Annotated in this window: 24 protein-coding genes and 2 tRNA genes; 8 read left to right on the forward strand and 18 right to left on the reverse strand. The window is 71.5% G+C overall.

Translation table 11 applies throughout. From position 1 onward, the window contains the following. Nucleotides 1-98: 98 nt before the first annotated feature. The 8 genes from def to ACGFYP_RS25840 form a co-directional block, all read right to left on the reverse strand. Nucleotides 99-728 carry a peptide deformylase gene (gene def, locus ACGFYP_RS25805; RefSeq protein WP_361964113.1) on the reverse strand — a complete coding sequence of 210 codons (630 nt, stop codon included), beginning with the start codon at nt 726-728 and terminating at the stop codon, nt 99-101. Between the two features lie 82 nt (nt 729-810). After that, on the reverse strand, nt 811-1,791 hold the full coding sequence (locus tag ACGFYP_RS25810) for a hypothetical protein (RefSeq protein WP_215065589.1): 981 nt from the start codon (nt 1,789-1,791) through the stop codon (nt 811-813). 79 nt (nt 1,792-1,870) lie between these two features. Next, nucleotides 1,871-3,130 carry an HD-GYP domain-containing protein gene (locus ACGFYP_RS25815; protein WP_393498012.1) on the reverse strand — a complete coding sequence of 420 codons (1,260 nt, stop codon included), beginning with the start codon at nt 3,128-3,130 and terminating at the stop codon, nt 1,871-1,873. Then, nucleotides 3,127-4,608, reverse strand: coding sequence for an HD-GYP domain-containing protein (locus ACGFYP_RS25820; protein WP_393498402.1), 1,482 nt, complete (start codon nt 4,606-4,608; stop codon nt 3,127-3,129). Before ACGFYP_RS25820 ends, ACGFYP_RS25815 begins: the two co-directional genes overlap by 4 nt. A 143-nt stretch (nt 4,609-4,751) precedes the next feature. Continuing rightward, complete coding sequence (gene rsrA / locus ACGFYP_RS25825) at nt 4,752-5,057, reverse strand: mycothiol system anti-sigma-R factor (RefSeq protein WP_361964117.1); 306 nt, start codon at nt 5,055-5,057, stop codon at nt 4,752-4,754. Continuing rightward, entirely contained in the window at nt 5,054-5,710 is a 657-nt protein-coding gene (locus ACGFYP_RS25830) for a sigma-70 family RNA polymerase sigma factor (protein WP_352186978.1), read from the reverse strand. The genes rsrA and ACGFYP_RS25830 overlap by 4 nt, the downstream gene beginning before the upstream one ends. 240 nt (nt 5,711-5,950) lie before the next feature. After that, complete coding sequence (locus ACGFYP_RS25835; protein ID WP_393498017.1) at nt 5,951-6,595, reverse strand: alpha/beta family hydrolase; 645 nt, start codon at nt 6,593-6,595, stop codon at nt 5,951-5,953. A 124-nt stretch (nt 6,596-6,719) separates the two neighbouring features. Next, complete coding sequence (locus ACGFYP_RS25840) at nt 6,720-7,535, reverse strand: SOS response-associated peptidase (RefSeq protein ID WP_393498020.1); 816 nt, start codon at nt 7,533-7,535, stop codon at nt 6,720-6,722. Nucleotides 7,536-7,586: 51 nt separating this feature from the next. Between ACGFYP_RS25840 and ACGFYP_RS25845 the strand changes: the two genes are divergently transcribed. From ACGFYP_RS25845 to ACGFYP_RS25860, 4 genes are all read left to right on the forward strand, one after another. Beyond that, nucleotides 7,587-8,273 carry a M50 family metallopeptidase gene (locus ACGFYP_RS25845; protein WP_393498023.1) on the forward strand — a complete coding sequence of 229 codons (687 nt, stop codon included), beginning with the start codon at nt 7,587-7,589 and terminating at the stop codon, nt 8,271-8,273. A gap of 28 nt (nt 8,274-8,301) precedes the next feature. Beyond that, on the forward strand, nt 8,302-9,630 hold the full coding sequence (gene aroA / locus ACGFYP_RS25850) for a 3-phosphoshikimate 1-carboxyvinyltransferase (RefSeq protein ID WP_393498026.1): 1,329 nt from the start codon (nt 8,302-8,304) through the stop codon (nt 9,628-9,630). 3 nt (nt 9,631-9,633) lie between these two features. Then, the gene (rsgA, locus tag ACGFYP_RS25855; RefSeq protein WP_393498029.1) at nt 9,634-10,647 is read left to right on the forward strand and encodes a ribosome small subunit-dependent GTPase A; all 1,014 of its coding nucleotides are present in this window, start codon (nt 9,634-9,636) and stop codon (nt 10,645-10,647) included. A 92-nt stretch (nt 10,648-10,739) separates the two neighbouring features. Beyond that, nucleotides 10,740-11,063 carry a multidrug efflux SMR transporter gene (locus ACGFYP_RS25860; protein WP_361964127.1) on the forward strand — a complete coding sequence of 108 codons (324 nt, stop codon included), beginning with the start codon at nt 10,740-10,742 and terminating at the stop codon, nt 11,061-11,063. Here the strand turns inward: ACGFYP_RS25860 and ACGFYP_RS25865 are convergent. Continuing rightward, the gene (locus tag ACGFYP_RS25865; protein WP_393498034.1) at nt 10,955-11,629 is read right to left on the reverse strand and encodes a TetR/AcrR family transcriptional regulator; all 675 of its coding nucleotides are present in this window, start codon (nt 11,627-11,629) and stop codon (nt 10,955-10,957) included. The genes ACGFYP_RS25860 and ACGFYP_RS25865 overlap by 109 nt on opposite strands. A gap of 106 nt (nt 11,630-11,735) precedes the next feature. Between ACGFYP_RS25865 and hisN the strand changes: the two genes are divergently transcribed. Together hisN and ACGFYP_RS25875 are read left to right on the forward strand one after the other, a co-directional pair. After that, nucleotides 11,736-12,536: a histidinol-phosphatase gene (gene hisN / locus ACGFYP_RS25870; RefSeq protein WP_393498037.1), complete on the forward strand. Its 801-nt coding sequence runs from the start codon at nt 11,736-11,738 to the stop codon at nt 12,534-12,536. A gap of 141 nt (nt 12,537-12,677) precedes the next feature. Next, the gene (locus ACGFYP_RS25875) at nt 12,678-13,079 is read left to right on the forward strand and encodes a CBS domain-containing protein (RefSeq protein WP_361964132.1); all 402 of its coding nucleotides are present in this window, start codon (nt 12,678-12,680) and stop codon (nt 13,077-13,079) included. A 71-nt stretch (nt 13,080-13,150) separates the two neighbouring features. On the opposite strand, the gene ACGFYP_RS25880 is transcribed toward ACGFYP_RS25875, so the two are convergent. After that, a complete protein-coding gene (locus tag ACGFYP_RS25880) occupies nt 13,151-14,644 on the reverse strand; it encodes a catalase (RefSeq protein WP_393498041.1) in 1,494 nt (497 codons plus the stop codon). 108 nt (nt 14,645-14,752) lie between these two features. Between ACGFYP_RS25880 and ACGFYP_RS25885 the strand changes: the two genes are divergently transcribed. Continuing rightward, nucleotides 14,753-15,172 (forward strand): Fur family transcriptional regulator, encoded by a 420-nt coding sequence (locus tag ACGFYP_RS25885; RefSeq protein WP_361964136.1) that lies wholly within the window; start codon nt 14,753-14,755, stop codon nt 15,170-15,172. Nucleotides 15,173-15,307: 135 nt separating this feature from the next. On the opposite strand, the gene ACGFYP_RS25890 is transcribed toward ACGFYP_RS25885, so the two are convergent. The 4 genes from ACGFYP_RS25890 to ACGFYP_RS25905 all read right to left on the reverse strand — a co-directional run bounded on the left by ACGFYP_RS25890 (nt 15,308) and on the right by ACGFYP_RS25905 (nt 20,747). Further along, nucleotides 15,308-15,381: transfer RNA gene (locus tag ACGFYP_RS25890), tRNA-Met, on the reverse strand. A gap of 66 nt (nt 15,382-15,447) precedes the next feature. Continuing rightward, the gene (locus ACGFYP_RS25895; protein WP_393498046.1) at nt 15,448-17,418 is read right to left on the reverse strand and encodes a tetratricopeptide repeat protein; all 1,971 of its coding nucleotides are present in this window, start codon (nt 17,416-17,418) and stop codon (nt 15,448-15,450) included. A gap of 207 nt (nt 17,419-17,625) precedes the next feature. Further along, nucleotides 17,626-17,699: transfer RNA gene (locus ACGFYP_RS25900), tRNA-Met, on the reverse strand. A 51-nt stretch (nt 17,700-17,750) separates the two neighbouring features. Beyond that, the gene (locus ACGFYP_RS25905) at nt 17,751-20,747 is read right to left on the reverse strand and encodes a UPF0182 family protein (RefSeq protein ID WP_393498049.1); all 2,997 of its coding nucleotides are present in this window, start codon (nt 20,745-20,747) and stop codon (nt 17,751-17,753) included. Nucleotides 20,748-20,882: 135 nt separating this feature from the next. Here ACGFYP_RS25905 and ACGFYP_RS25910 point away from each other — a divergent pair, with 135 nt between their 5' ends. Next, nucleotides 20,883-21,437: a PPA1309 family protein gene (locus ACGFYP_RS25910; RefSeq protein ID WP_361964142.1), complete on the forward strand. Its 555-nt coding sequence runs from the start codon at nt 20,883-20,885 to the stop codon at nt 21,435-21,437. An 83-nt stretch (nt 21,438-21,520) separates the two neighbouring features. Here the strand turns inward: ACGFYP_RS25910 and ACGFYP_RS25915 are convergent, their stop codons facing one another. From ACGFYP_RS25915 to ACGFYP_RS25930, 4 genes are all read right to left on the reverse strand, one after another. Continuing rightward, the gene (locus tag ACGFYP_RS25915) at nt 21,521-22,609 is read right to left on the reverse strand and encodes a PDZ domain-containing protein (RefSeq protein ID WP_393498054.1); all 1,089 of its coding nucleotides are present in this window, start codon (nt 22,607-22,609) and stop codon (nt 21,521-21,523) included. 75 nt (nt 22,610-22,684) lie between these two features. Beyond that, the gene (locus ACGFYP_RS25920) at nt 22,685-22,939 is read right to left on the reverse strand and encodes a hypothetical protein (RefSeq protein ID WP_393498405.1); all 255 of its coding nucleotides are present in this window, start codon (nt 22,937-22,939) and stop codon (nt 22,685-22,687) included. Between the two features lie 245 nt (nt 22,940-23,184). Continuing rightward, on the reverse strand, nt 23,185-23,646 hold the full coding sequence (locus ACGFYP_RS25925; protein WP_393498057.1) for a molybdenum cofactor biosynthesis protein MoaE: 462 nt from the start codon (nt 23,644-23,646) through the stop codon (nt 23,185-23,187). 104 nt (nt 23,647-23,750) lie between these two features. Beyond that, a complete protein-coding gene (locus ACGFYP_RS25930) occupies nt 23,751-24,860 on the reverse strand; it encodes an SDR family oxidoreductase (RefSeq protein ID WP_361964148.1) in 1,110 nt (369 codons plus the stop codon). Between the last annotated feature and the right edge of the window lie 154 nt (nt 24,861-25,014).

Below are 25,014 nucleotides of genomic sequence, written 5' to 3' on the forward strand. Positions count from 1 at the left end.
AGGTCCACTCGTTCCAGGTACAGACGGGCGAAGGGCCCCGCTCCGGGGGAGGGGGCCCTTCGTCATGCTCGGGGACGCGTACGTCGCCGGGTACGGGATCAGTCGTTCGGGACGGTCTCGTAGCGCGGGGTGCCCTCTTCCATCTGGCGCAGGGCGTCCTTGCGGTCCCGCTTGGAGAGCTTGTCGATGTACAGGAAGCCGTACAGGTGGTCCGTCTCGTGCTGGAGGCAGCGCGCGAAGTAGCCGGTGCCCCGGACCTTGATCGCGTTGCCCTGGGCGTCCTGGCCGTGCACCTCGGCGAAGTCCGGGCGGGCCAGCGAGGCGTACGCGGTGGGGACCGAGAGGCAGCCCTCGTTGGACTCGTCCAGGGCGCGCCGGTCGGCCGGCAGCTCCTGGAGCACCGGGTTGACGACGACGCCGGTGTGGCGGACGCCCTCGTCGTCGGGGCAGTCGTAGACGAAGACCTTGAGGTCGACACCGATCTGGTTCGCGGCCAGGCCCACGCCCTCGGCGGCCTTCTGGCTGGCGAACATGTCGTCGATCAGCGCGGCGAGCTTGTCGTCGAACTCGGTGACGTCCTTGCACTCCCGGTGCAGCACCGGATTGCCGACGACGGTGATCGGGCGCGCCGTACCCCGCTCGCGGTACGCGAGCTCACGCGCCTCGCAGTCCTCCGTGTCCACGACGAAACCGTCGTTGATCTGCCCGTCAGTCTCCTGCTGCGCCATTCCGCCGCACGCCTTCCTCAGAACCCCAGTCGATGGTCCCGTACAGCCTAAGGGCAGGATCTGGGCGGAATCAGCAGAAGGATCAGCAGACCTCTTCGAGATCGCGCCACTCCCGGCTGTCCGGGCTGTCCGCCACCCAGCCGTCGAGCAGCCCGCGGACCAGGCCCACGGGCGCGGCGATCCCGCACTCCCGTTCGGGGACCCAGAGCTCGCCGGGCGAGCGGTGGCCGAGCGGCCCGGGGTGGCCCGGCTCGCTGTGGTCGTGCGGGTCGAGGTGCTCGCCCTCGCCCTCGGCGCTGGGCATGGTCGACTCGGAGCAGGCGCGGCAGAGCAGCCGGACCGAGGAGGACCAGTCCTCGGCGGCGAATCCGGCGTCGGCGGCGAGCTGCTCCAGGGCGTCGCGGTCGGCCTCGGTGGCGGCCTCCAGGAGGACCACCCAGGTGGGGACCGGCGAGGGGGCCCACAGCTCGATCTCGTCGAAGACGGGGTAGGACGGGCCCGCCGTGGTCGTGCGCTCGCCGTTGGGCACGCCGTCGTGCAGGACGACCTCGCCCCAGCGGCGGCCGGAGGACGGCAGCGGGATGGAGAGCACCTCGATCCGCGCGGGGTCGAGCCTGCGGCCCCACACGACCTCGGCCTCGCCCTCGGGCGAGAGCCGGACGGCGGCGCTGCCGAGCTCCATCCCGGCGGGCTCACCGGTACCGGCGGAGGCCCCGGGCACCTTGAGCCCGTACGCCTGCCAGGCGCGGCGGGCCAGTGGCCAGTCCTGGAGCGCGGTGGCGGCGATGCCGACGTTCCACCAGTCGGGAGCGCCGGTCTCCTTGTCGAGCAGCGCGACGGCGCGCAGCCCGGCGGCCCTGGCCTGCTCCCAGTCGTGCCGGAACTTGTGCAGCAGCGCCAGGTTGAACCAGGACTCCGAGAGCCAGGGCTCCAGGTCCGCCGCGCGCGTCAGCAGCGCGCCCGCGTCCTCGTACCGGCCGTCGCCGATCAGCGTGAACGCGCGGTCGGTGGCCTGCCGCCACGAGGCGGAGGGCCGATGCCGTACCTTCCCGAAGATCCTCACGATTCCCGCCTGCCGGTCGCTTCACCCTCTTGTTCGCATCCAACCATGCCCGGTTGGACGCGCGCTCATTACCCATGGGTTACCCAGGAGGAGCAGGGGTGACGCCCCCGGTCACACCGCCTCTCGCGAGGACGCGGGCGAGGGATTCCACCACCTCCGGGTGGTGGTCGCGGGCGGTGGCGAGACGGAGCCGTTCGAGGGCGGTCAGCGACCCGCCGGCACCGGCGCCGGCGAGGTCGTCGTAGGCGTTGACGGTACGGACGATCCGGGCGGGGAGCGGTTGGTCGCGGTACGGGTCGGCCTGCCGTTCCACGACGACGGCCACGGCGGCGGGGACGCCGGTCTGGCGGACGACGGCCCCGCCCAGGAGCGCGATCCGACGCTGTTCCTCGGCCGGGAGCAGGGCGGTGGCGCCTTCGGGGACGGGGTCGACGAGGGAGAGCTGCCCGATGTCGTGCATGAGGGCGGCGTACTCCAGGACGGTCAGCTCGGGCCCGGAGAGACCGAGCTCACGGCCGACGGCGCCGCTGAGCGCGGCGACGCGGCGGGCGTGCCCCGGTGGGGTGCAGCCGGCGATCTCGGTGGCGCGGGCGAGCGAGGCGATCGTCTGCCGGTTGGTGGTGCGCACGGCCGCGTACCGCCGGAAGGAGACCTGGGTGAGGAGCAGCGGCACGCAGAAGACGGGCAGGGCCCAGAGCCCGGCCGCGGCCACGCCGAGGGCCATGACGGTGCCGGTGGCGCAGACGGCGGAGCCGATGCCGAGCAGGGCCCGCAGCTCCTCGCGGAGGAGGGGGCCGTAGGGGTAGCCGGTGCGGGCGCGGAGCATCAGGGCGGCGAGGACGGCGTCGCAGAGGGCGGTGAGGACCAGGAGGAGCAGGAGGAAGAAGGCGTACGCGGGGCCCTTGCCGAGGCGCTCGGCGATCTCGCCGGAGTTGTAGAGCGGCTGGAAACAGAGGGCGGCGAAGCCGACGGTGAGGATGCGGCGGGCCTGGTGGTCGAGGTGGGGTCCCTCGCCGCGGGCGATGTGCGGGACGATCCCGGCGAGCCCGCCGGCGACGACGACGGCGACGATCTGCAGGACGCCGTGGGTGGTCGCGCTCCCCGCCTGCTCGCCGAGCAGGGCGTACGCGAGGGCCCCGGCGGCGGCGAGCGGCGCGGGCTCCCGGTCCCCCGGCAGGGCGCCCCAGCGGGCGAGCTCGCCGAGCGCGATGAGCACGCCGAAGGCGAGCGCGTTCCCGGGTTCGGTGACCCCGTTCCACAGCGTGGCCCCGAACCCGGCGACGGTCAGCGCGAGGGCGGCCCCGTGGACGACCCCGACGATCGGGGCCCCGGGCCTCATGGGCGCCTACGGGGGCCGGTCGGGCCGACGGGGGCGGGGGTGGTGGGGGTGGCCGGGGGTGCCTCACGCGCGGGTGGGACGGTTCCGGCCGGCCGCGCGTCGGAGGTGGGAGCGCCCGCTGCGGGCGCACCTGCCGTGGGCGCTGGGGCTGCGGGCGGCGTACCCGGGGCGCAGGGCTCGTCCGCCGTCACCGCCGTCTGCCAGCCGTGGCGGTCGAGCGCCCGGACGAGCGCCGAGACCATCCGGGGGTCGAAGTGCGTGCCCGCGCACCGCTCCAGCTCCGCCACCGCCACCGCGACGGGCCGGCCCCGGCTGTAGGAGCGGGTCGAGGTCATCGCGTCGAAGGCGTCGGCGACCGCCACCACCCGGGCGAACTCGGGGATCTGCTCCCCGCTGAGCCCGTACGGGTATCCGCTGCCGTCCATCCTCTCGTGGTGGTGCAGGATCGCCGCCCGCGCCTCCCCGAGGAAGCCGATGCCCCGGACCATCTCGTGTCCGTACTCAGGGTGCAGCTCGATGATCCGGCGCTCCTCGGGCGTCAGCGGTCCGTCCTTCCGCAGGATCCGGGTCGGTACGCCGAGCTTGCCCACGTCGTGCAGGATCCCCGCGAAGCGGAGGATCTCCAGGCGTTCCTCCGCCATGCCGAGCTCATGGGCGATCAGCACCGAGGCCCGGCCGACGCGTTCGCTGTGCCCGCGCGTGTACCGGTCCTTGATGTCGACGGCCTGCACGAGCGCGCGGATGGTCGCCTGGTGCGCGGCGCGTTCCCGGTGGTACTGGGCGAAGACCCAGCAGGAGATGTACATCGGCAGCAGGACGAAGAGCGCGGCGACGGGCCCGTACGTGCTCCGCCAGAGCACCGCCATCATCAGCCCGGCGAGGCCGTGCACGGCGTGCGGGGCGAGCGTCCGGCCGAGGTGCCCGCGCCAGGCGGTGCGCGGCGGGATCCGCTCGGCGGCGATCCGTACCCCGCCGTCGAGGGCCGTCAGGACCAGACAGAAGGTGAGCGCGGACGCGGCCGCCGGGAGCAGGGCGTACGGGAAGTCGGGGGCGTCCGGCCCCTTGCCGAGGGCCTCGCGGCTGCCCAGGGCCCCGGCGACCAGCGCGGCGGCCGAGACGGAGATCAGGAGCTGGGCGGTCCGCCAGACCCTGCGCACCCCCGAAGGCCGCTGCTCCACGCGGGCGAGCAGGGCCCCGGGCAGCGCGGTGAGGGCGGCGGCGGAGGGCGGGAGGAGGAGGGCGGCGGCGAGCAGGACGGGGAAGAAGGAACCGGCGCCCATGGGCACCGAGCCGCCGAGCAGCCGTTCGAGGATCCGGCAGCGCGCGGGGAGCTCGCACAGCGCGTACAGGACGGCGAGGAGCGCGACGGCGCCCCAGGCGGTCTGCGCGCCGGGGCGCAGCGCCGGGAGCGCGCACCCGGCGGCGACGAGAAGGGCGCAGCCGATGTACACACGTGCCGCTCGGGGAATCGCCTTCACGCCCATCACGGCTGTCACGCTAGCGAGTTGGGCACGGTGCGCGGGCGGCCCTCGGCCGATTCGCACCATCGGGTGATACAAGCTGATGTATGCGTGAGGGCCGCCGCGATCGCGTCGCGGCGGCCCTTCATCGACGGATGGGGTTACTCCTGGGCGGGGGCGGTCGCCGTGATGTCCTGCTCGGGCACCAGCTCGCCCGAACGGATCAGGTCGATGCGGCCCATCACCTTGGCCCGCAGGTCGGTGGGGACGTCGTCACTGCCGCAGCAGCGCTTGACGAGCTTCTTCACCGCCTGCTCCAGGCCGTACTTCTCCAGGCACGGGGAGCACTCCTCGAAGTGCACCTCGAACTTGGTGCAGTCACTGTCGGGCATCTCTCTGTCGAGGAACTCGTAGAGATGATCCAGGACCTCTGAGCAGTCCGTCTCGTGCGGCTCTCCGCAGCTCATGAGCCCGAGCCTTTCAGATCGTTCGACGACTCTCCGGCGCCCGCGGGCACGAGCCCGCGATCGCGGGCGTAGTCCTCGAGCATGCCGCGCAACTGGCGGCGGCCCCGGTGCAGTCGGGACATCACCGTACCGATGGGTGTCCCCATGATGTCCGCGATCTCCTTGTACGCAAAGCCCTCTACATCCGCGAGATAGACGGCGATGCGGAATTCCTCGGGGATCGCCTGCAGCGCTTCCTTGACGTCCGAGTCCGGCAGGTGGTCGAGGGCCTGCGACTCGGCGGACCGCAGACCGGTCGACATGTGCGACTCGGCGCGGGCGAGCTGCCAGTCCTCGATCTCCTCGGCGGCGCTGCGCTGGGGCTCGCGCTGCTTCTTGCGGTACGAGTTGATGAAGGTGTTGGTGAGGATGCGGTACAGCCAGGCCTTCAGATTCGTACCCTCGCGGAACTGGTGGAACGAGCCGTACGCCTTCGCGTACGTCTCCTGCACCAGGTCCTCGGCGTCGGCGGGGTTGCGCGTCATGCGCAGCGCGGCGGAGTACATCTGGTCGAGGTAGCCGAGGGCGTCCCGCTCGAAGCGCGCGTTGCGCTCCGCGGTCGTCTCCTCGGGGCCGTCGTCGGTCCCTGTGTCGGTCCCAGTGACCGGACCCACCTCCTCCAACGCTGCGGCGAATCCGAAGGCGGACCCGCTCGTTTCGGAGGATAGACGAGGAACCGCTCCGCCCGCCGCCCGAATAGGGGCGCTCTTGGGAGCGGGCAGCACTGTCCAGTCGAGGTCAGCGGCCTGCACACGCTCAGGGCAGATGGTCGAACCCATGCGACGGACTCCCTCTTCCTTGCTCTCACACCGACATGGGTCACAACCGTGGTCGCATGCTCAACATTCCCGGCCTCAGGGACGGAGTGACGCGACCCACGAGGACACCTCCCGGACGATGAGACCGAGGGTCTCGTCCGGGGTCACGGGGGCGCGCTTGGCGACGGCGAAGCCGTGGTCGCCGTACGGCACCTCGACGAGCGCGTACGCCCCTTCGGGGAATTCCGCCGGCTTCCCGAAGGAGTCGTTGCCGCCCTGCACGACGAGGGTGGGCAGGCCGGTGCCGAGCAGCTCGTCGGCCCGGGACTTCTCCGGCTTGCCGGGCGGGTGCAGCGGGAAGCTCAGCGCGAGGACGGCGGCGGCGCCGAGCTCCTCGCCGGTCCTGCAGGCGACCCGGGCGCCGGCGCTGCGGCCCCCGGCGATCACCGGAAGCCCGGGCTCGGCGAGGGCGGGCCAGATCCCGCGCCAGCCGACGTCCAGGGTCTTCGGCGCGGGCGCGACCTTCTTCCCGGCGACCCGCCACGGCTGCTCCACGAGCGCGACGGTCACCCCCTCCGCGGGCAGCGCCCCGGCGAGCGCCTGAAGGTCCCGCGCCTCGATGCCACCCCCGGCCCCGTGGGAGAGGGCGAGAACCGCCCACGGCTTCTTTCCGGGAAACCAGCTGATCCGGGCGGTCCCGGCGTCGGTCGCCACGTTCTCGATACGACTCATGCGCCCCATGGTGCCGCTCTCCCCTCCCGTCCCGAAGCCGCCGCGCGCCGGGCGCAGCCGCGGCACGCAGCTGCTGCGGTCGGCTCCGAACCGAGGCCCGGCATCGCTGCCCACCGGCCGAGACGGAGCCTCGTCAGAACAGCGTTCCGATCTCCGGGCCCTCCAGCTCCGTCAGCAGCTCCGGCCCGTTGTTGCGCACATTGCTGACCGCCGTCGCCACCGGATACGCCCGCATCAACCCTTTCGGCGGCGCCGCCAGCAACCCCTCCAGCTCGTCCACGTCCGTGCGGCGCGGGTCCAGCCACGCGTCCCAGCGGTCCGGGGTCAGCATCAGCGGCATCCGGGGGTGGATCTCCGCGAGCGAGCCCGGGCCCTCCGCCGGGGCCACGCCCAGCGGGCCCTTCTCCGCGTCGGTCGTGATGACCGAGCACGTCACCCACCAGGCCGACGGGTGGTCGTCCGGGAGGGTCCGGTCGCGCCAGAACTCGTACAGTCCCGCCATCGCGAAGACCGAGCCGTCCGCCGGGGTCACGAAGTACGGCTGCTTCCGCGTCCGCTTCTTCTTCCCCTCGACCTCGAGCTCCCGCTCTCCCTCCCCCGTGACCCACTCGTAGTAGCCGTCCGCCGGCAGGATGCACCGCCGCGCGGCGAAGGCCTTCTTGAAGGACGGCTTCTCGGCGAGCGTCTCCGCCCGCGCGTTGATCATCCGGGCCGCGCCCTCGGGGTTCTTGGACCAGGACGGCACCAGTCCCCACTTCAACGTCCTCAGCTGGCGAACCGGCCGCCGCGAATCCGCGTCTTTCAGAGGGCGCTCCAGAACGACGTGGACCTCCTTCGTGGGGGCCACGTTCCAGTCCGGAGCCAGGGTCTCCTCGGGCTCCCACTTCTCGACCTCGAAGACACCCACCAGGTCCTCGGGCCGCCGACTCGCTGCAAACCGTCCGCACATACGTGCCACACTGCCACGATCCACGACCGACCCGAGGAGACAGTCCACAACATGACCGAAGTCCTCGGCACGCAGCCAAGCCCCGACGAGTGGCTCGTGATCGCGACGGCCTTGGCCGCCCTCCTCGTCACCGTCCCCCGCGCGATATGGCGGCTGTCCCGCAACGCCATCACCATCGCCCACGAAGGCGGCCACGGCCTGATCGCCCTCGTCACCGGCCGCCGCCTGCAGTCCATCCGGGTCCACTCGGACACCAGCGGGCTGACCGTCTCGCGCGGGCGCCCCACCGGCATCGGCATGATCCTCACCGCCGCCGCCGGCTACACCGCCGCCCCGCTGCTCGGCCTCGGCGGGGCCTGGCTGCTCGCCGACCACCGGATCACGCTCCTGCTGTGGCTCGCGACCGCGCTGCTCCTCGCCATGCTGGTGATGGTCAGGAACGCGTACGGGATCTTCGCCGTCCTCCTCACGGGCGCCGTGTTCCTGCTGATCTCCTGGCTCACCGGCCCGGAGGTGCAGGCGGTGTTCGCGTACGCCGTCGTCTGGTTCCTGCTCGTCGGCGGGGTGCGCCCGGTCTTCGAGCTCCAGAGCAAGCGGCGACACGGCGGGGCGCCTGACTCGGATGCCGACCAGCTCGCCCGGCTCACCCACGTCCACCCGGCGCTCTGGCTCTTCTTCTTCCACGCGGTGTCGATCTGCTCCCTGATCGGCGGAGGCCGCTGGCTGCTCGGGCTGTAGCCGCCGCGTGCCCCACTAAAGTGAGGGCATGACCGAAACCTCCTCGCACGCCGATCCGCACACCGACCCCTGGCCCGCGCCCTATGCCAGCGGTGCCGTCGACGCGACCGTCACCGTGCCCGGGTCGAAGTCGGTCACCAACCGCGGCCTGGTCCTCGCCGCGCTCGCCGCGGAGCCGGGCTGGCTGCGCCGCCCGCTGCGCTCCCGCGACACGCTCCTGATGGCCGAGGCCCTGCGCACGCTGGGCGTGAAGATCGAGGAGGGCGTCGGCCCGGACGGTACGGGCGAGGCGTGGCGGATCATCCCGGCCGGGCTGCGCGGCCCCGCGACCGTGGACGTCGGCAACGCCGGCACAGTCATGCGCTTCCTGCCGCCGGTCGCGGCCCTCGCCGACGGCCCGGTGCGCTTCGACGGCGACGCCAGGTCCCACGAGCGTCCACTGCACGGCGTGATCGACGCGCTGCGGGTCCTCGGTGCCCGGATCGACGACGACGGGCGCGGCGCGCTGCCGATGACCGTGCACGGCGCCGGGGCGCTCGACGGCGGCCCGGTGGAGATCGACGCCTCCTCGTCGTCCCAGTTCGTCAGCGCCCTGCTGCTCTCCGCGCCCCGCTTCAACCAGGGGGTGGAGGTACGTCATGTGGGCGCGAAGCTCCCCTCCCTGCCGCACATCCGGATGACCGTCGACATGCTCCGCGGGGTCGGCGCCCAGGTCGACGAGCCGGAGACCGGCGGCGAGCCGAACGTCTGGCGCGTCTCCCCCTCCGCGCTGCTCGGCCGGGACCTGACGGTCGAGCCGGACCTGTCGAACGCCCAGCCGTTCCTGGCCGCGGCCCTGGTCACCGGTGGCCGGGTGACCGTCCCCGACTGGCCGGAGCGAACCACCCAGCCCGGTGACGCGCTGCGGGAGATCTTCACCGTGATGGGTGGCTCCTGCGAGCTGACCGAGGCCGGTCTCACCTTCACCGGTACCGGCCGGATCCACGGCATCGACGTGGACCTGAGCGAGGTCGGCGAGCTGACGCCCGGCATCGCGGCGGTCGCGGCGCTCGCCGACTCCCCGTCCACGCTGCGCGGTGTCGCCCATCTGCGGCTGCACGAGACGGACCGGCTCGCCGCGCTCACCAAGGAGATCAACGAGCTCGGCGGCGACGTCACGGAGACCGAGGACGGGCTGCACATCCGCCCGCGCCCGCTGCACGGCGGGGTCTTCCACACGTACCACGACCACCGGATGGCGACGGCGGGCGCGATCATCGGCCTCGCGGTCGAGGGAGTGGAGATCGAGAACGTGGCGACAACGGCCAAGACCTTGCCCGACTTCCCCAGGATGTGGACCGAAATGCTCGGAGTCTGATCCATGCGGCGCTACGGGAAGCACACCGACGAGGACGACATCCGCCAGCGGCCCAACCGCAAGGGCAACCGTCCCCGTACCAACATCCGTCCCAAGCACGAGGACGCGGTCGAGGGCATGGTCCTCACCGTGGACCGGGGCCGGCTCACCTGCCTCGTCGACGACCGGATCGTCCTGGCGATGAAGGCGCGCGAGCTGGGCCGCAAGGCCGCGGTCGTCGGCGACCGGGTCTCGATCGTGGGCGATCTGTCCGGCGAGAAGGACACGCTGGCCCGGATCGTACGGATCGGTGAACGCAGCTCGGTGCTGCGCCGCACGGCCGACGACGACGACCCGTTCGAGCGCGTGGTCGTCGCCAACGCGGACCAGCTGGCGATCGTCACCGCGCTGGCCGACCCCGAGCCCCGCCCCCGGCTGATCGACCGCTGTCTGGTCGCCGCGTACGACGGCGGCCTGACCCCGCTACTGGTGCTGACCAAGTCGGACCTGGCGAAGCCGGACGAACTCCTGGAGATGTACGGCGCGCTCGGTGTGCCGCACGTGGTGACGACGCGCGACGAGTTCGTGGACGGCGTCGCGGCCGAGCGGGTCCACGAGCACCTCAAGGGGCGCACGACCGCGTTCGTCGGGCACTCCGGCGTCGGCAAGACGACCCTGGTCAACGCCCTGGTCCCGGAGGACAGGCGGCGGAGCACGGGCCATGTCAACGCGGTCACCGGGCGCGGCCGGCACACCACCACCTCGGCGCTCGCCCTGCCGCTCAACGACAAGGAGGGCGGCTGGGTGATCGACACCCCGGGCGTGCGTTCCTTCGGTCTCCACCATGTCGACCCGTCCCGGGTGATCCTGGCCTTCCCCGATCTCGTCCCCGGTACGGAGAACTGCCCGCGGGCCTGCAGCCACGACGAGCCGGAGTGCGCGCTGGACGCGTGGGTGGCCGAGGGCCACGCCGATCCGGCGCGGCTGTATTCGCTGCGGCGGCTGCTCGCCACGCGGGAGCGACGCGAAGGCGACTGAGTCGCGCACGTTTGCGGTCCACGCGTGTTGGTAAGTGCATAATCGCACCAAGTGCGACGAAGCAGTCACCGACGGCGTGGGAGGCACTGACGATGGCGTGGCTGCTGGTGGTGGTCGCCGGAATCCTGGAGACGGGGTTCGCGGTCTGCCTGAAGCTCTCGCACGGATTCACCCGCCTGTGGCCCACGATCGCCTTCGCCTGCTTCGCTCTCGGCAGCTTCGGGCTCCTGACGCTCGCCCTGCGCAAGCTGGACGTGGGCCCCGCGTACGCGGTGTGGACCGGCATCGGCGCGGCCGGGACGGCGATCTACGGAATGATCTTCCTCGGCGACGTCGTATCGACGCTGAAGATCGTGTCGATCACGCTGGTGATCGTCGGGGTCGTCGGACTCCAGCTCTCCGGATCCTCCCACTGACCTTCCACGCTGCCGGGCAGGGCCACGACGGGCGTCGGAGCGACGACGTAGGAGAGCGCGAGCCGCAGGACGACCTCGCAGGAGCGCCGTACGTCCCCCTCGTCACCGTGGAGCACCGTCGCCGCGCGGTCACGGGCGAGCCCGAGCAGGTCGGCGGGTGACGGCACGCCCGCGTCGGCGCGGCGCTGGGCGGGCACGGCGGAGGCCCGGGCTCCGGCCCTCGCGGGGCGGGGCGTGGGGAGCCGCTCTCCCCAGCAGCCGGTGAGCAGGGCCCGCAGGACCGGGCGCGTGAAGGCCTCGGAGACGGTCCACTCGGCGACGGCGGCCAGGTTCCGCCGGGGCGGGGCCGGTGCGGCGAGGACCCGCTCGACCCCTTGGAGGTACGCGTCGGCCTCGCGCCGTACGAGCGCCCGGGCCAGGCCCTCCTTGCTGCCGAACTCGTTGTAGAGGGTCTGCCGGGAGACGCCCGCGGCGGAGGCGACGTCGACCATCCGGACGGCGGACCAGGGCAGCCCCGTGAGGGCCGCGAGGGCGGCCTCCAGCAGGGCCTCACGGGCAGTCGGCATCGTCGCCTCCCGGCCAGAACGGTTCTGCGCTCAGAGTTGACGGGCCGCCACGCACTGTCAAGGCCTCCCGTGGGGCCACGTCCCTTCGAGGGATAGAGTTTCGACCATGGCCGATTACCACGATGATCTGCGTCTCGCCCATGTCCTCGCGGATGCCGCCGACGCGGCCACGATGGACCGGTTCAAGGCGCTCGACCTGAAGGTCGAGACCAAGCCGGACATGACGCCCGTGAGCGAGGCCGACAAGGCCGCCGAGGAGCTGATCCGCACTCAGCTCCAGCGGGCGCGGCCGCGCGACGCGATCCTCGGCGAGGAGTACGGCGTGGAGGGCACGGGCCCCCGCCGCTGGGTGATCGACCCGATCGACGGCACGAAGAACTATGTGCGCGGGGTGCCCGTCTGGGCGACCCTGATCGCGCTGATGGAGGCCGGCGACACCGGTTTCCAGCCGGTGGTGGGCGTGGTCTCGGCGCCGGCGCTGGGTCGCCGCTGGTGGGCGGCGAAGGGCGCGGGCGCGTACACGGGCCGCAGCCTCAGCTCGGCCGGCCGGATCCAGGTCTCGAAGGTCGCGGAGCTCGGTGACGCCTCGTTCGCGTACTCCTCGCTGAGCGGCTGGGAGGAGCGGGGGCGCCTCGACGGCTTCCTCGACCTCACGCGCGCGTGCTGGCGGACCCGGGCGTACGGCGACTTCTGGCCGTACATGATGGTCGCCGAGGGTTCGGTGGACTTCTGCGCCGAGCCGGAGCTGTCGCTCTGGGACATGGCGGCGACGGCGATCGTGGTCCAGGAGGCGGGCGGCACGTTCACCGGCCTGGACGGGCGGCACGGCCCGCACAGCGGCAACGCGGCGGCCTCGAACGGCCTGCTCCACGGCGAACTGCTGAGCTACCTGAACCAGGAGGGCTGAGCCCCGCCCCCCGGGGGCGCCTCGCGCGCCCCCTTGTCGACCCCACCCCGCGATGTCACTCTGAGAGCCCCCCCACTTGTGAACTTGTGAATTCGTTCTCGTTGAAGGCGGGAACGGTTCACGAAGGAGGTGGCTCCTTTCATGCTCGTCCGTGACGCCATGAGCACCGTGGTCCTCACCATCGGTCCCGCCCACACCCTCCGCCAGGCCGCCCGGCTGATGTCGGCGCGCCGCGTCGGCGCGGCCGTCGTCCACGACACCGACGCCGGCGGCTTCGGAATCCTCACCGAGCGCGACATCCTCAACTCGATCGGCGCCGACCAGAACCCCGACCACGAGACCGCGAGCTCCCACACCACGACCGACGTCGTCTTCGCCGCCCCCACCTGGACCCTGGAGGAGGCGGCCGCGGCCATGACCCACGGCGGCTTCCGCCATCTCGTGGTGCTCGACGGGCACGGGCCCGTGGGCATCGTCTCCGTACGGGACATCATTCGCTGCTGGACCCCGGCCCACCGACACGCGACGACCATGGCGAGCTGACACCGGAGCGGGCCCGCCCTCCGTACGGATGTACGGAGGACAGGCCCGCTCCTTCTCTACGGCAAGCGCCCTCAGCCGCGCAGGGCCTGGACCGCGGCATCGAGCCGCTTGCCGAAGTCACCGTCCGCCTTGCGGAAGTTGTCGATCGCCCGCTCGGCGATGTCGTCGCGCGAGACCTTGGCGATGAAGCCCGCCAGGTTCTCGACCAGACGGCCCTTCTCGTCCTCCGCCATCAGTCGGTAGAGGTTGCCCGCCTGGACGAAGTCGTTGTCCTCGGTGTGCACCGGGGCGGCGTGGTTGCCCGTACCGCCGGCGACGGCGCTCGACCGCCACAGCGGGCGATCGGTCTGGAACGGGCCGCCGAAGCTGTTCGGCTCGTAGTTCTTCGCGCCCTTGTGCCGGCCGTCGTAGAGGGAGCCGTCACGGGAGTTCGTGCGCGCCTCGGTGGCGTGCGGGCGGTTCACCGGCAGGTGGTCGGCGTTGATGCCGACGCGGTAGCGGTGGGCGTCGCCGTACGCGAAGAGGCGGCCCTGGAGCATCTTGTCCGGGGACGGGCCGATGCCGGGCACGAAGTGAGCCGGGCTGAAGATCGACTGCTCGACCTCGGCGAAGACGTTCTCCGGGTTGCGGTTGAGCTCCAGCTTGCCGATCTCGATCGGCGGGTAGTCCTCGTGCGGCCACACCTTGGTGAGGTCGAAGGGGTTGAAGCGGTAGGTCGCCGCGTCGGCCGCCGGCATGATCTGGACCTGCACGGTCCACGTCGGGAAGTCGCCGCGCTCGATGGACTCGCGCAGATCGCGCTGGTGGCTGTCGGGGTCCTCGCCGGCGAGCTCGTTGGCCTCGGCCTGGGTGAGGTTCTTGATCCCCTGGTCGGTCTTGAAGTGGTACTTGACCCAGAAGACCTCGCCGGCCTCGTTGTTCCACTGGTACGTGTGCGAGCCGTAGCCGTTCATGTGGCGGTACGAGGCGGGGATGCCGCGGTCGCCGAAGAGCCAGGTCACCTGGTGGGTCGACTCGGGGCTGAGCCCCCAGAAGTCCCACACGTTGTCCGCCTCCTGCGAGCCCGTGTACGGGTCGCGCTTCTGCGTGTGGATGAAGTCGGGGAACTTGATGGCGTCCTTGATGAAGAACACCGGGGTGTTGTTGCCGACGAGGTCGTAGTTGCCCTCCTCGGTGTAGAACTTCAGCGCCCAGCCGCGCGGGTCGCGCACCGCGTCGGCCGAACCGAGATTGCCCGCGACGGTGGAGAAACGCAGGAACGTCTCGGTCTGCTTGCCGACCTCGGAGAGGAAGTTCGCGCGGGTGTACCTCGTGACGTCCGCAGTCACCGTGAAGGTGCCGTACGCACCGGCACCGCGCGCGTGGACCACGCGCTCCGGGATGCGCTCGCGGTTGAAGTGGGCGAGCTTCTCCAGGAGCAGCTGGTCCTGGACGAGCACCGGCCCGCCGACTCCGGCCGTCTCGCTGTTCTGGTTGTCGGCGACCGGCGCGCCGGCCTCCGTGGTGAGCGGTCCCTGCGTCGTCACGTGCGCCTCCTGTGCTGCTCTTCCACAAGCCCTGTCCATGGCCTGTACTGCACTCTCGACCCTACAATAGACATTGTCTAAGTCAAGGCCCTATCCAAAGTCACACGCGTTCGGGACCTTGGTCCCTTCGCTGTTAGGCTGATCCTTATGAGTGACCTGTTGGAACGACTGCGCGGCCGCGGCTGGCGAATGACCGCGCAGCGGCGCGTCGTGGCCGAGGTGCTCGACGGAGACCATGTCCACCTGACCGCGGACGAGGTCCACGCGCGCGCGGTGGAGCGACTGCCCGAGATCTCCCGGGCGACGGTGTACAACACGCTGGGCGAGATGGTCACGCTCGGTGAGGTGATGGAGGTCGCGACGGACGGCCGCGCCAAGCGGTACGACCCGAACGCCCACCGCCCGCACCAGCACCTGGTCTGCGGCGGCTGCGGGGCGATCCGCGACGTCCACCCGGCTGGAAACCCGCTGTCGGACCTCCCGGACTCGGAGCGCTTCGGCTTCACGATCTCCGGCGTCGAGGTCACGTACCGGGGCATCTGCCCGAACTGTGCGGCCACTGCCTGACCCGACGGACGACGGCCTACGACGACGTACAACGAAAGCCCCCACCTCGGTGGGGGCTTTTCGCGTCCGAGGCACGCGCGCCTACGACGAAGGCCCGGATCCAGTGACTGGATCCGGGCCTTCGTTGCTACTGAGTAGCGGGGACAGGATTTGAACCTGCGACCTCTGGGTTATGAGCCCAGCGAGCTACCGAGCTGCTCCACCCCGCGTCGGTGAACCCAACCTTACGGGACCCCCTCGACCAGCGCAAATCCGTTCCCCGCCGCCCCTCTGGGCTACGCCGTCAGCTCCTGGTGCAGCGCCTCGCTGAGCCGCGCCGCCCGCTCGGCCACCTCGGCCGGGCCGAGCTCCACGGCCCGCGCGCACCAGCGCCGCCCCTCGGTCAGCTCGCCGCGCCGCGCCGCGAGCAGCGCGAGCCTCAGCGCGGCGCGGCCGTGCCCGGCGCGGGCCGCGCGGGTCCACCAGAGGGCGGCCTCGCGCTCGCTGCCCTCACGGGCCAGGAGCAGGCCGAGGTTGAACGCGCCGTTACGGCTGCCGGCCTCCGCGGCCTCCCGGTACCAGTGGGCGGCCTCCGCCACGTCACCGCGCGCGGCGGCCAGCATGCCCACCCGTACCTGGGCGCGCCTGTGCCCCTGCTGGGCGGCGCGCTCGTACCACTCCTCGCACTCGCTCTTCTCCTCGCGCGGGGCGCCGAGCGCCGGCGGACCGGGCTCGGGTCGACGCGCGTCGAGGAGGGTCGCGAGCCGGAACGCCGCCTCGGCGCTGCCGCCACCGGCCGCGCACCGCAGGTGGCGCTCGGCGCTCTGCTCGTCGCCGTCCCGCAGGCCGGCGATGCCGACCTGGAGGGCGGCCTCGGTGTGCCCGGCCGCCGCCGCGCGCTCGTACCAGGTCAGCGCGGAGCGGTCGTCGTCGCGACCCGCGTAGAGGATGCCGAGGTTGAAGGCGGCGTCGACGCTGCCGGCCTCGGCGGCCTTGGAGAACCAGGGCTCGGCGCCGTTCGCGTCGCCGGCCTGGAGGAGCAGGACGGCGAGCGCGTTGGCGGCCTCGCGGTGCCCGGCGTAGGCCGCGCGGCGGTACCACTGCTCGGCCTGCTGGTTGCGGTCCTGGGCGGCGCAGAGCAGCCCGAGGTTGTAGGCGCCGTTGACGTCGCCCGCGTCCATGGCGGCGCGGTACCAGCGCTCGGCGGTCTGCTGCTCGCCGCGGGCGGCGTGCAGGGCACCGAGCGCGTTGGCGGCGTTGCCGTCGCCGTCCTGGGCGGCGCGCAGCCACCACACGGCGGCGCTCTCCTCGTCCCCGGCGTCGCGCAGCAGGAAGCCGAGCGCGCAGGCGGCCTTGGCCTCGCCCTCCTTGGCCGAGCTCAGGTACCAGCGGCCGGCCTCCTTGAGGTCGCCGCGCTTCTCCAGGATCGCGCCGAGGTGCAGCGCGGCCCGCCGGTGTCCGCGCGCGGCGGCCTGCCGGAACCACTGCTCGGCCTCTGCGAGCTCCCCGTCGGGCGGCGCGGAGGACGACCCCGCCCCCGCACCCGCGCTCGCGCCCAGGGCGCCTTCACGGGCCGCGCCGGGGCCTGCCGTACGGGCGGCCTCGGCGGCAAGCTCCGTACCCCGGCCCGGGGCTCGGGTCGTCTCGGTCGCGCGCCGCTCCAGGGCCAGGGCGAGGCGGTACGCGGCCTCACGGTGGCCCTGCTCGGCGGCGGCACGGAGCCAGCGCTCCGCGCCGACGTCGCTGCGGTGCTCCAGGAGGTCGGCGAGGGCGTACGCGCCCAGGGCGTGGCCCTGCTCGGCGGACTGGCGCAGCCAGTACTCGGCGGCGGGCTCGTCGCCGCGCTCGCGGTGGTGGCGGCCGAGCGCGTGCGCGGCGGGCGCGGAGCCCGCGACGGCGGCGACCCGCCACCAGCCGGCGGCCTCGTCCGCGTACCCCCGCTGGTGCAGCAGGACGCCCAGGTTGTTGGCTGCGGCGCGGTCGCCCTCCGCGGTGGCGCCGCGCAGGTACGGCTCGGCGCCGTCGAGGTCGCCCCGGCGCAGCAGCAGCGCGCCGAGCACGCTCATCGACGCGGCGTCCCCGTTCTCGGCGGCGCGCCGGTGGCGTGCCTCGGTCTCGGTGTCCGTCTCGCTCTCGGCGGTGGTGGTGTCGACGGCCGCATCGACGACCTCCGCGGCCTCGATGATGTCGTCCGCGGCGCGTCGGGCGCGCCGCTGCACAAACCGCCCTGTCTCCAACAGAGTTGCCCTGTCCCCCATAAAAACCATCGTCGCACCACCCGCAACGCGCGTACACCTGGTATACCGCAGCCAGTGAGGTCACTTCAGCGTTTTGTCGACATGCCCACAGAGAGATAAGTCAAACACGTCTCACCCCAACTCGCCCCCTCACCACCGCTCTTCGGGGCGTCGCGCGGGCTTCGCGGCACAACGAAAAGGGCCCGGATCCTGAAGGATCCGGGCCCTTTTCTTCAGTAGCGGGGACAGGATTTGAACCTGCGACCTCTGGGTTATGAGCCCAGCGAGCTACCGAGCTGCTCCACCCCGCGTCGTTGTTCCGTAAAGGTATCACGGCGCGGGGTGGGTCCCGACCAGGTCGGTCAGCCGCCGCTCGGCGGGCTCGTGGACGGTGTCCCGGTCGCGGGTGGCGTCGCCGAGGTCGAAGGCTTCGCCCCCGGCTTCGCCGTGTCGTCGCCCGGCTTCTGGTCGGCCGGCGGCGTCAGCTTCGCGCCCGCGTCCGCCGCCCGCTGGAGGGCGTCCTGCAGGGCTTCCTGGGCCTTGCCGTAGGCGGTCCAGTCACCCTTCTGCAGCGCCACCTCACCGTCGTCGTACGCCTTCTGCGCGTCCGCGATGGCCTGCTTCAGCGCCGCGTCGTTCGTCGTCGGCGTCGTCGGCGGCTTGGTGCCCGGCTGCTCCGGCTGCGGAGGCGTGGTGCCCTCCACCCCGAAGACGGCGTTCAGCGCGTCGGTGAGGTTGTCCTTGAACACGGTGGTGTCCTTGGTCGTGTCACCTTCCGGCTGGTCCGCGTCCACATAGGACACGGCGACCTTCTTCAGGAGCGGGTAGAGCGCGTTGCGACCCTGGGCGTAGACCGGCTCGACGTAGAGGAATCCGCCGTCGAGCGGGACCGTGAGCAGGTTTCCGTACTGGATGTCGGAGTCCGCGCCCTTCATGTCCCGGACGAACTGGGCCACGTCCGGGAGGCCGTTGAGCTTGCTCTGCACCTGCGCGGGACCCGGTACGTCGGAGGTCACGCGCAGCAGCTCTATCCGCCCGTAGTCCTTGCTCTTGGCGTCGGCGTCGACCGCCATGAAGCCGCCCAGGTTGGGCCGCCCGTTCGGCGTGAACGTCGTCGTCAGGGAGAACCGCTGCTGCGTGTCCCCGGGCATCTTCAGGCTCAGGTAGTACGGCGGAACCGCGTTGCCGTCCTTGTTGGTCGGGTCGTCCGGCACCTGCCAGGCGTCCGAACCGCTGTAGAACTGCGCCGGGTTGGTGACGTGGTACCGGGTCAGCAGCTCACGCTGGACCTTGAACATGTCCTGCGGGTACCGCAGGTGCTGCATGAGGCTGTCCTTGATCGCCTCGCGCGGCTCCACGGTGTCCGGGAACGCCTTCATCCAGGTCTTGAGGACCGGGTCCTTGGTGTCCCACTGGTAGAGCTTCACCGTGCCGTCGTAGGCGTCGACGGTGGCCTTCACCGAGTTGCGGATGTAGTTGACCTGGTTCTGCTGGGCGACCACCGCGCGCTGCTGGTTGCCGACCGTCAGCGCGTCGGCCGTGGTCTCCCCCAGCGTCGTACGCGAGGCGTACGGGTACCCGTTGGTGGTCGTGTACGCGTCCACGATCCACTGGATCCGGCCGTCGACGACCGCCGGGTAGGCGTCTCCGTCGATGGTCAGCCAGGGCGCGACCGCCTCGACGCGCTCCTTGGGCGTGCGGTTGTAGAGGATCCGCGAGCCCTCGCCGATGGCCCCCGAGTAGAGGATCTGCGGCTCGCTGAACGCGACCGCGTAGGCGGCGCGGTTGAAGGTGTTGGAGAGGTTGACCCCGCTCTTGCCCTCGTAGCTGGTGGTCTTCTCGCCGTTGTCCTCGTAGTCCAGTTCCTTCTGCGGCCCGCCGACGATCGAGTACTGATCGGTCTTCTCGCCGTAGTAGATCCGCTGCTGGTACGGGCCGAGCTGGCCCGTGGTCGGCAGGCCGGCCTCGGTGAAGATCGGCGAACCGTTGGCGTCCGTCTGCGTGCCCGTGGCCATGATCGCGCCGTAGCCGTGGGTGTACGTGAAGTGGTCGTTGATCCAGTTCCGCTTCGGGATGCCCTTGATGTTGAGCTCACGCAGACCGACGACGGTGTCCTGGCCCTTGTAGCGGTCGACGTCGAGGGTCGTCGGGAACTGGTAGTACTTCCGCTTCTGCTCCAGCTGCTGGAACGTCGGCGACACGATGTTCGGGTCGAGCAGGCGGTAGCTGGCCGCCGTGTCCGAGTCGGTGCGCAGCGTGTCCTTGTTCTTCGTCGTCGACTTGCCGGAGTAGTTCTCCGGCTTGGTCGAGTCGATGGCGTACGCCTTGCGGGTCGCGTCGATGTTCTTCTGGATGTACGGCGCTTCCTTGGCCTGCTCGTTCGGCTGGACCTGGAACTTCTGCACGATGGCCGGGTACAGGCCGCCGATCAGGATCGCCGACAGGACCATGAGGCCGAAGCCGATCACCGGCAGCTGCCAGGTGCGGCGCCAGAGCGTCGCGAAGAACAGCACGGCGCAGATCGCGGCGATGCAGAACAGGATCGTCTTCGCCGGCAGATAGGCGTTGGCGTCGACGTACCGCAGGCCCGTCCAGTTCCCGGCCGCCTTGAAGTCGCTGGACTTCACGGCGAGGCCGTACCGGTCGAGCCAGTACGCCACGGCCTTCAGGGAGACGAAGACGCCGAGGAGCACCGAGAGGTGGCCGGTCGCGGCGGCGGTGGCGCGGGCACCGGGGCTGGTGACGCGCAGTCCGCCGTACAGGTAGTGCGTCAGGGCGGCGGCCACGAGGGACAGGACCGTGGCGGCGAAGCCGAAGGCGAGCAGGAAGCGGTACCAGGGCAGGTCGAAGGCGTAGAACGACACGTCCAGCTGGAACTGGGGGTCCTTCTGGCCGAACGACACGCCGTTGACCCACATGAGCCAGGTCCGCCACTGCCCGGAGGCCGAGGCGCCCGCGATCAGGCCCACCAGGGCGGTGATCCCGAGGAGCACCCACTTCTTGTACGGCGCCAGGCCCATCCGGTACCGGTCGAGGCTCTGCTGCTCGAGCGACATCGCGCTCAGCGGCGGCCGCAGCCGGTGCGCGAGCCAGATGTTCAGCCCGACGGCGAGCGCCATCAGCAGACCGAAGACGGCGAAGAGGCCGATCTTGGTCCAGAGCGTGGTGGTGAACACGGACGAGTACTTGACCGAGCGGTACCAGAGCCAGTCGGTCCAGAACCCGGCGAACATGACGAACGCCATGGCCAGGACGGCCAGCACGCCCAGGGTCATGAGCAGCGTGCGGGCCCGCCGGGACGGCCGGCCGACTCTGATCCTTGGCCCGGACGGGCCTCCGCCGCCTCCGCGGTCCGGCATCTGGAAAGCCAACGTGCGCCCCTCGAGGTTGATGCGTCGATAAGCAGGCCCCGCGATCGTAGAGCCCACTGATGCAACTTACTGAGGCTTTACCTAGTTCCCGTCTTCGGGGCCGGAGGAGGCAGGATGTTGTCCATGTCCAACGTTTCCCCCTCCGGCACCCCCATGGCCGCGAGCCCCCTCACCCGCGCGGTGCTCGAGATCGACGAGTACGCCTCCGGTCTCGGCTGGGACCGGCCGGCCCGGTTCTTCGCCCTGGTCGACACCGCCCGACTGCGTGCCCAGGAGCCGGGACTCGCCTCCCAGCTCGGCCTCGAAGGCGAAGAGGCGGCCGCCTACACCCCCATCGAGCAGGAGGAACTGCCGAAGGGGAAGCCCCTCGACGAGTTCCTCGGCACCATCGCCTGGCCCGACGCGGTGGCTGGCTGCGCGCTGACGGTGGAGCGGCTGATGCTCCCGCCGTCGGCCGAGGCCTCCGTGCCCGAGGGCCTGAACGACGCCGCCCTGGCGAAGTGGGTGGCCCGGCACCCCGACCGCCAGGAGGTCCGGATGACCGTCGCCGTGCTCCGTAACGGCGCGCGGGAGGCGGCGATCCGGCTGCGCGAGAAGGACTCGCCGAACGAGGTGCTCACCGGGGCGGACCTGGTGCCGGGCCTCGCGGACGCCCTGGCGGCGACCTTCGAGAGCTGAGGACGCTCTCGTACGCACGACGAAGGGGGCGCCCCGGTCGGTGACCGGGGCGCCCCCTTGCGTTCGAGCGCGGGCGAAAGGCCCTAGCTCTTCGAGCAGCTGGGCAGGTTCTTCGTGTCGCCCTTGCGGAGCTTCTCCAGCGACTTCGTCGCGTCGTCGATGGTGTTCACCTTGATGAGGGTGAGGCCGTCGGGGATGTCGGAGGCGGCGGTGTCGCAGTTGTCGGCCGGGGTGAGGAAGTACTGCGCGCCGGCGTTGCGGGCACCGACGAGCTTCATCTCGATTCCGCCGATCGGGCCGACCTTGCCCTTCTCGTCGATGGTGCCGGTGCCGGCGATGAACTTGCCGTCGGTGAGGCTCTCCGGGGTCAGCTTGTCGACGATGCCGAGCGCGAACATCAGCCCGGCGCTGGGGCCGCCGACGTCGGCGAGCTTGATGTCGATCGTGAACGGGAAGACGTGGTCGGTGCCGGCCTGGATGCCGACGATCGCCCGGTCGCCCTCCGGGGACTTCACCGTCGTGACGGTGACCTTCTGGGTGGCGGTGGGCTCCCTGCCGGCCTTCTCGGCCGCGGCCGCCTCCTTGGTGGGGACGATCGTGAACTCGACCTTCTCACCCGGCTTGTGCGTGGTGACCTGCTTGGCGACGTCGCCCGGTTCCTTGACCGGCACGCCGTCCACGGCCTTGATCACGTCACCGGCGTGCAGCACGCCCTGGGCGGGGCTGTCCTTGACGACGGAGGCGACGACGACCCGGGTGGTCACCGGGATGCCCAGCTCACCGAGGGCGGCGACCTTGGCGCTCTCCTGGGACTGGCTGAACTCCTCGGCGTTCTCCTGGCTCGACTCCTCCTCCGTCTTGCCGTCCGGGTAGAGGGTCTCCTTGGGAACCACCACGTTGTCGTGGGCGAGCCAGCCGTAGACCGCCTCGACCACGTTCATCCGGTAGTCCGCGCTGGTGACGCGGACGGTCGTCATGTTGAGGTGCCCGTCGGTGGGGTACGTCTTGTGACCGGAGATCTGGAGCACGGGCTCACCGCGCGCCTCCCCGAGGGTGTTGACCGTCGGACCGGGGCTCATCTCCGCGTACGGGACCGGGACCAGAACGCCCACACAGAGCAGGGTGATCAGAACCAGGGTGGAGGCGAGCATCGTCGCGGTGCGGCGTGGCATGGAACGACAGTACGGGACCGGTCTGTGAGTGCACCCGTGGGGCGGGTCCGTACGAGGCGGCCGGCGGGGGGAACCTCAGCCGGAGACGTGGCTACTGCGTACGGCGGACGTGGGTGCGGCCGGAGCGAGCTCAGGGGTCATCTGCGGGGTCATCTCGCGGACGGCACCGTCGATGCCGGCGTGGGAGCGCTCCATGGCGTCCCTGAACCGCGCGTAGCCGGCGAGCTCGGCCACGTCTCCGGTGGTCTTGTCCCTCTGGGCCCAGCTTCCCCATATCGCCGCGCCGACGACTGCGAAAAGCGGAATAAGCAACCACGCGAGCGCTGCCATCCCGACCTCCCATCCCCAATGAGCGACCGCAACCGACCGGAACCGGCCGATCAGCAGACTAACGATCTGCAGCATCAACGCTGCTGCCAGGGTCCTGGTTACGCAAATCGGGGCGTTCGACTACAACACGTCGGCGCGGCGCCTTGCCAGGTGCCTGTTCGGCACCTAGGGGAGCCCGGGGGGGCTGGGACGGCTGGGGCCTGGTCCGCCGGACAGCGCCGCCGGACAGCGCCGCCGGACAGGCCCTAGCAGGCGCCGACCCATTCCTCGGTGCCGTCGGAGAACTTCTGGTGCTTCCAGATCGGGACCTCGTGCTTGAGGTCGTCGATCAGCTTGCGGCAGGCCTCGAAGGCCTCGCCGCGGTGGGGGCAGGAGACCGCGACGACGACCGCGAGGTCGCCGACCTGGAGGTCGCCCACGCGGTGGACGGCGGCCAGGGCGCGGACGGGATGGTCGGCGACGACCTTCTCGGCGACCTTGCGCAGCTCGTCCAGGGCCGAGGGGTGGCAGGAGTACCCCAGCTCGTCGACGTCCGCTCCACCGTCGTGGTTGCGCACCGTGCCCACGAAGAGCGCCGTGCCGCCTGCCGCGTCGTCGCCGACGGCCTGGAAGACCTCGTCGAGCGAGAGCGGGGTGTCACGGATCGCCAGCAGCTTGATCGGGTCGGCCGCCGTCTGCTCGCCGGGGTGGTCATGGGTGCGTGCCATGAGCCCCATGGTGCCGTACGGGACTGACATCGTGGAATAGCGTTTTCGACCGGTGGACCCGACCCTCCGTAGGAGGGTCCTACAGCTCACGCCGGCTCACGCCGCTACATGCCGCGCCGCTTCCGCATCTGGCGGACAAGGGCCGCCGTGCCGAGCAGTGCCACCGTCGCACCGGCCGCTCCCGCCGCCGTCGCGTCCTTGCGGCCGAGCCTGCGGCCCGCGACGGTGTGCCGGCCCTCGACCTCCTCCAGGAGCGCGGCGAGCACCTCCTCGTTGGTCCACTTCGGTCGCCAGCCCGCGTCGTGCAGCCGTCCGACGCTGACCACCCAGGGGTGCATCGTGTAAGCGAGGTCCCCGGCCGGGGACGGCGTGAGCCCGATCCGATGGAGCCGGGCCGCGGCGCCCAGGGCGACGGCGGAGGGCAGCTCCATGCGGCGGATCCCGGAGAGCTCCTCGACCTCCTCCTGCTCCAGCCAGCCGTCGCAGCCGACCGCGAACTCCCCCTCGACCTTCTCCAGGGCCGCGTACTCCAGCGCGCTGACCAGGTCCTCGACGTGGCAGAACTGCCAGGTGGGGCGGGAGCCGGCCACGACGAGCAGCCGGGGCGACTCGAAGTACCGGGTCAGGGCCGTGTCCGTACCGCCCACCAGGACCGCGGGGCGGACGACGGTGACGTGCAGACCGGGGTGGGCGCGGGGCGCGCGGCGGCCGAGCCGCTCGATCTCCAGCATGTCGCCGACACCGGTGGCCTCGGCGGTCGCCCGCAGCTCGGCGTCCTCGGAGAGCGGGATGTCGTTGTCGGGCAGCGCGCCGTAGACCATCGCGGAGGTGCAGAGCACCACCCGGTGCACGCCCGCGGCCGCGGCGGCGGTCAGGACGGTCTGCGCGCCGCGCACGTTGTAGGCCGTTCGGGCGGCGGCGTCCGATTCCAGGTCGAGATCGACGGCGAGGTGCACGACCACGTCGGCGCCGCGGAGCTTCTCGGCGATGGCCGGGTCGCGGACGTCGAGGATGTGCCACTGCGCCTCGGAGACCTCGCCCCGGCGCTCGTCGATGGCGATGACCTGTTTGATCTCCTCGGACGCGGCGAGGCGCCTGGTCAGCAGGTCGCCGACCCCGGAGGCGGCGCCCGTGACCGCGACCACGGGGCCGCGCCCGGCGGACCGGGTTGACGTGTTTCGCGCTGCGCGAACCTGAGGATCTGGGGAACTCACCGGGCGTCTCCAGCGGTTGTCTTCAGTACGTACCCGAATGACGCGTACGGACCAGGTGGCGTCCATCCTGCCGCAGGCCACGGCCCGGCGGAGCACCGAGCCCATATCCGGCCCGGATGTCTACGCTGGTGGTGTGGAGTCGGGCATCGAGCCG

The sequence above is a fragment of the Streptomyces sp. NPDC048370 genome (genome assembly GCF_043200825.1).
Taxonomy (GTDB): Bacteria; Actinomycetota; Actinomycetes; order Streptomycetales; family Streptomycetaceae; genus Streptomyces.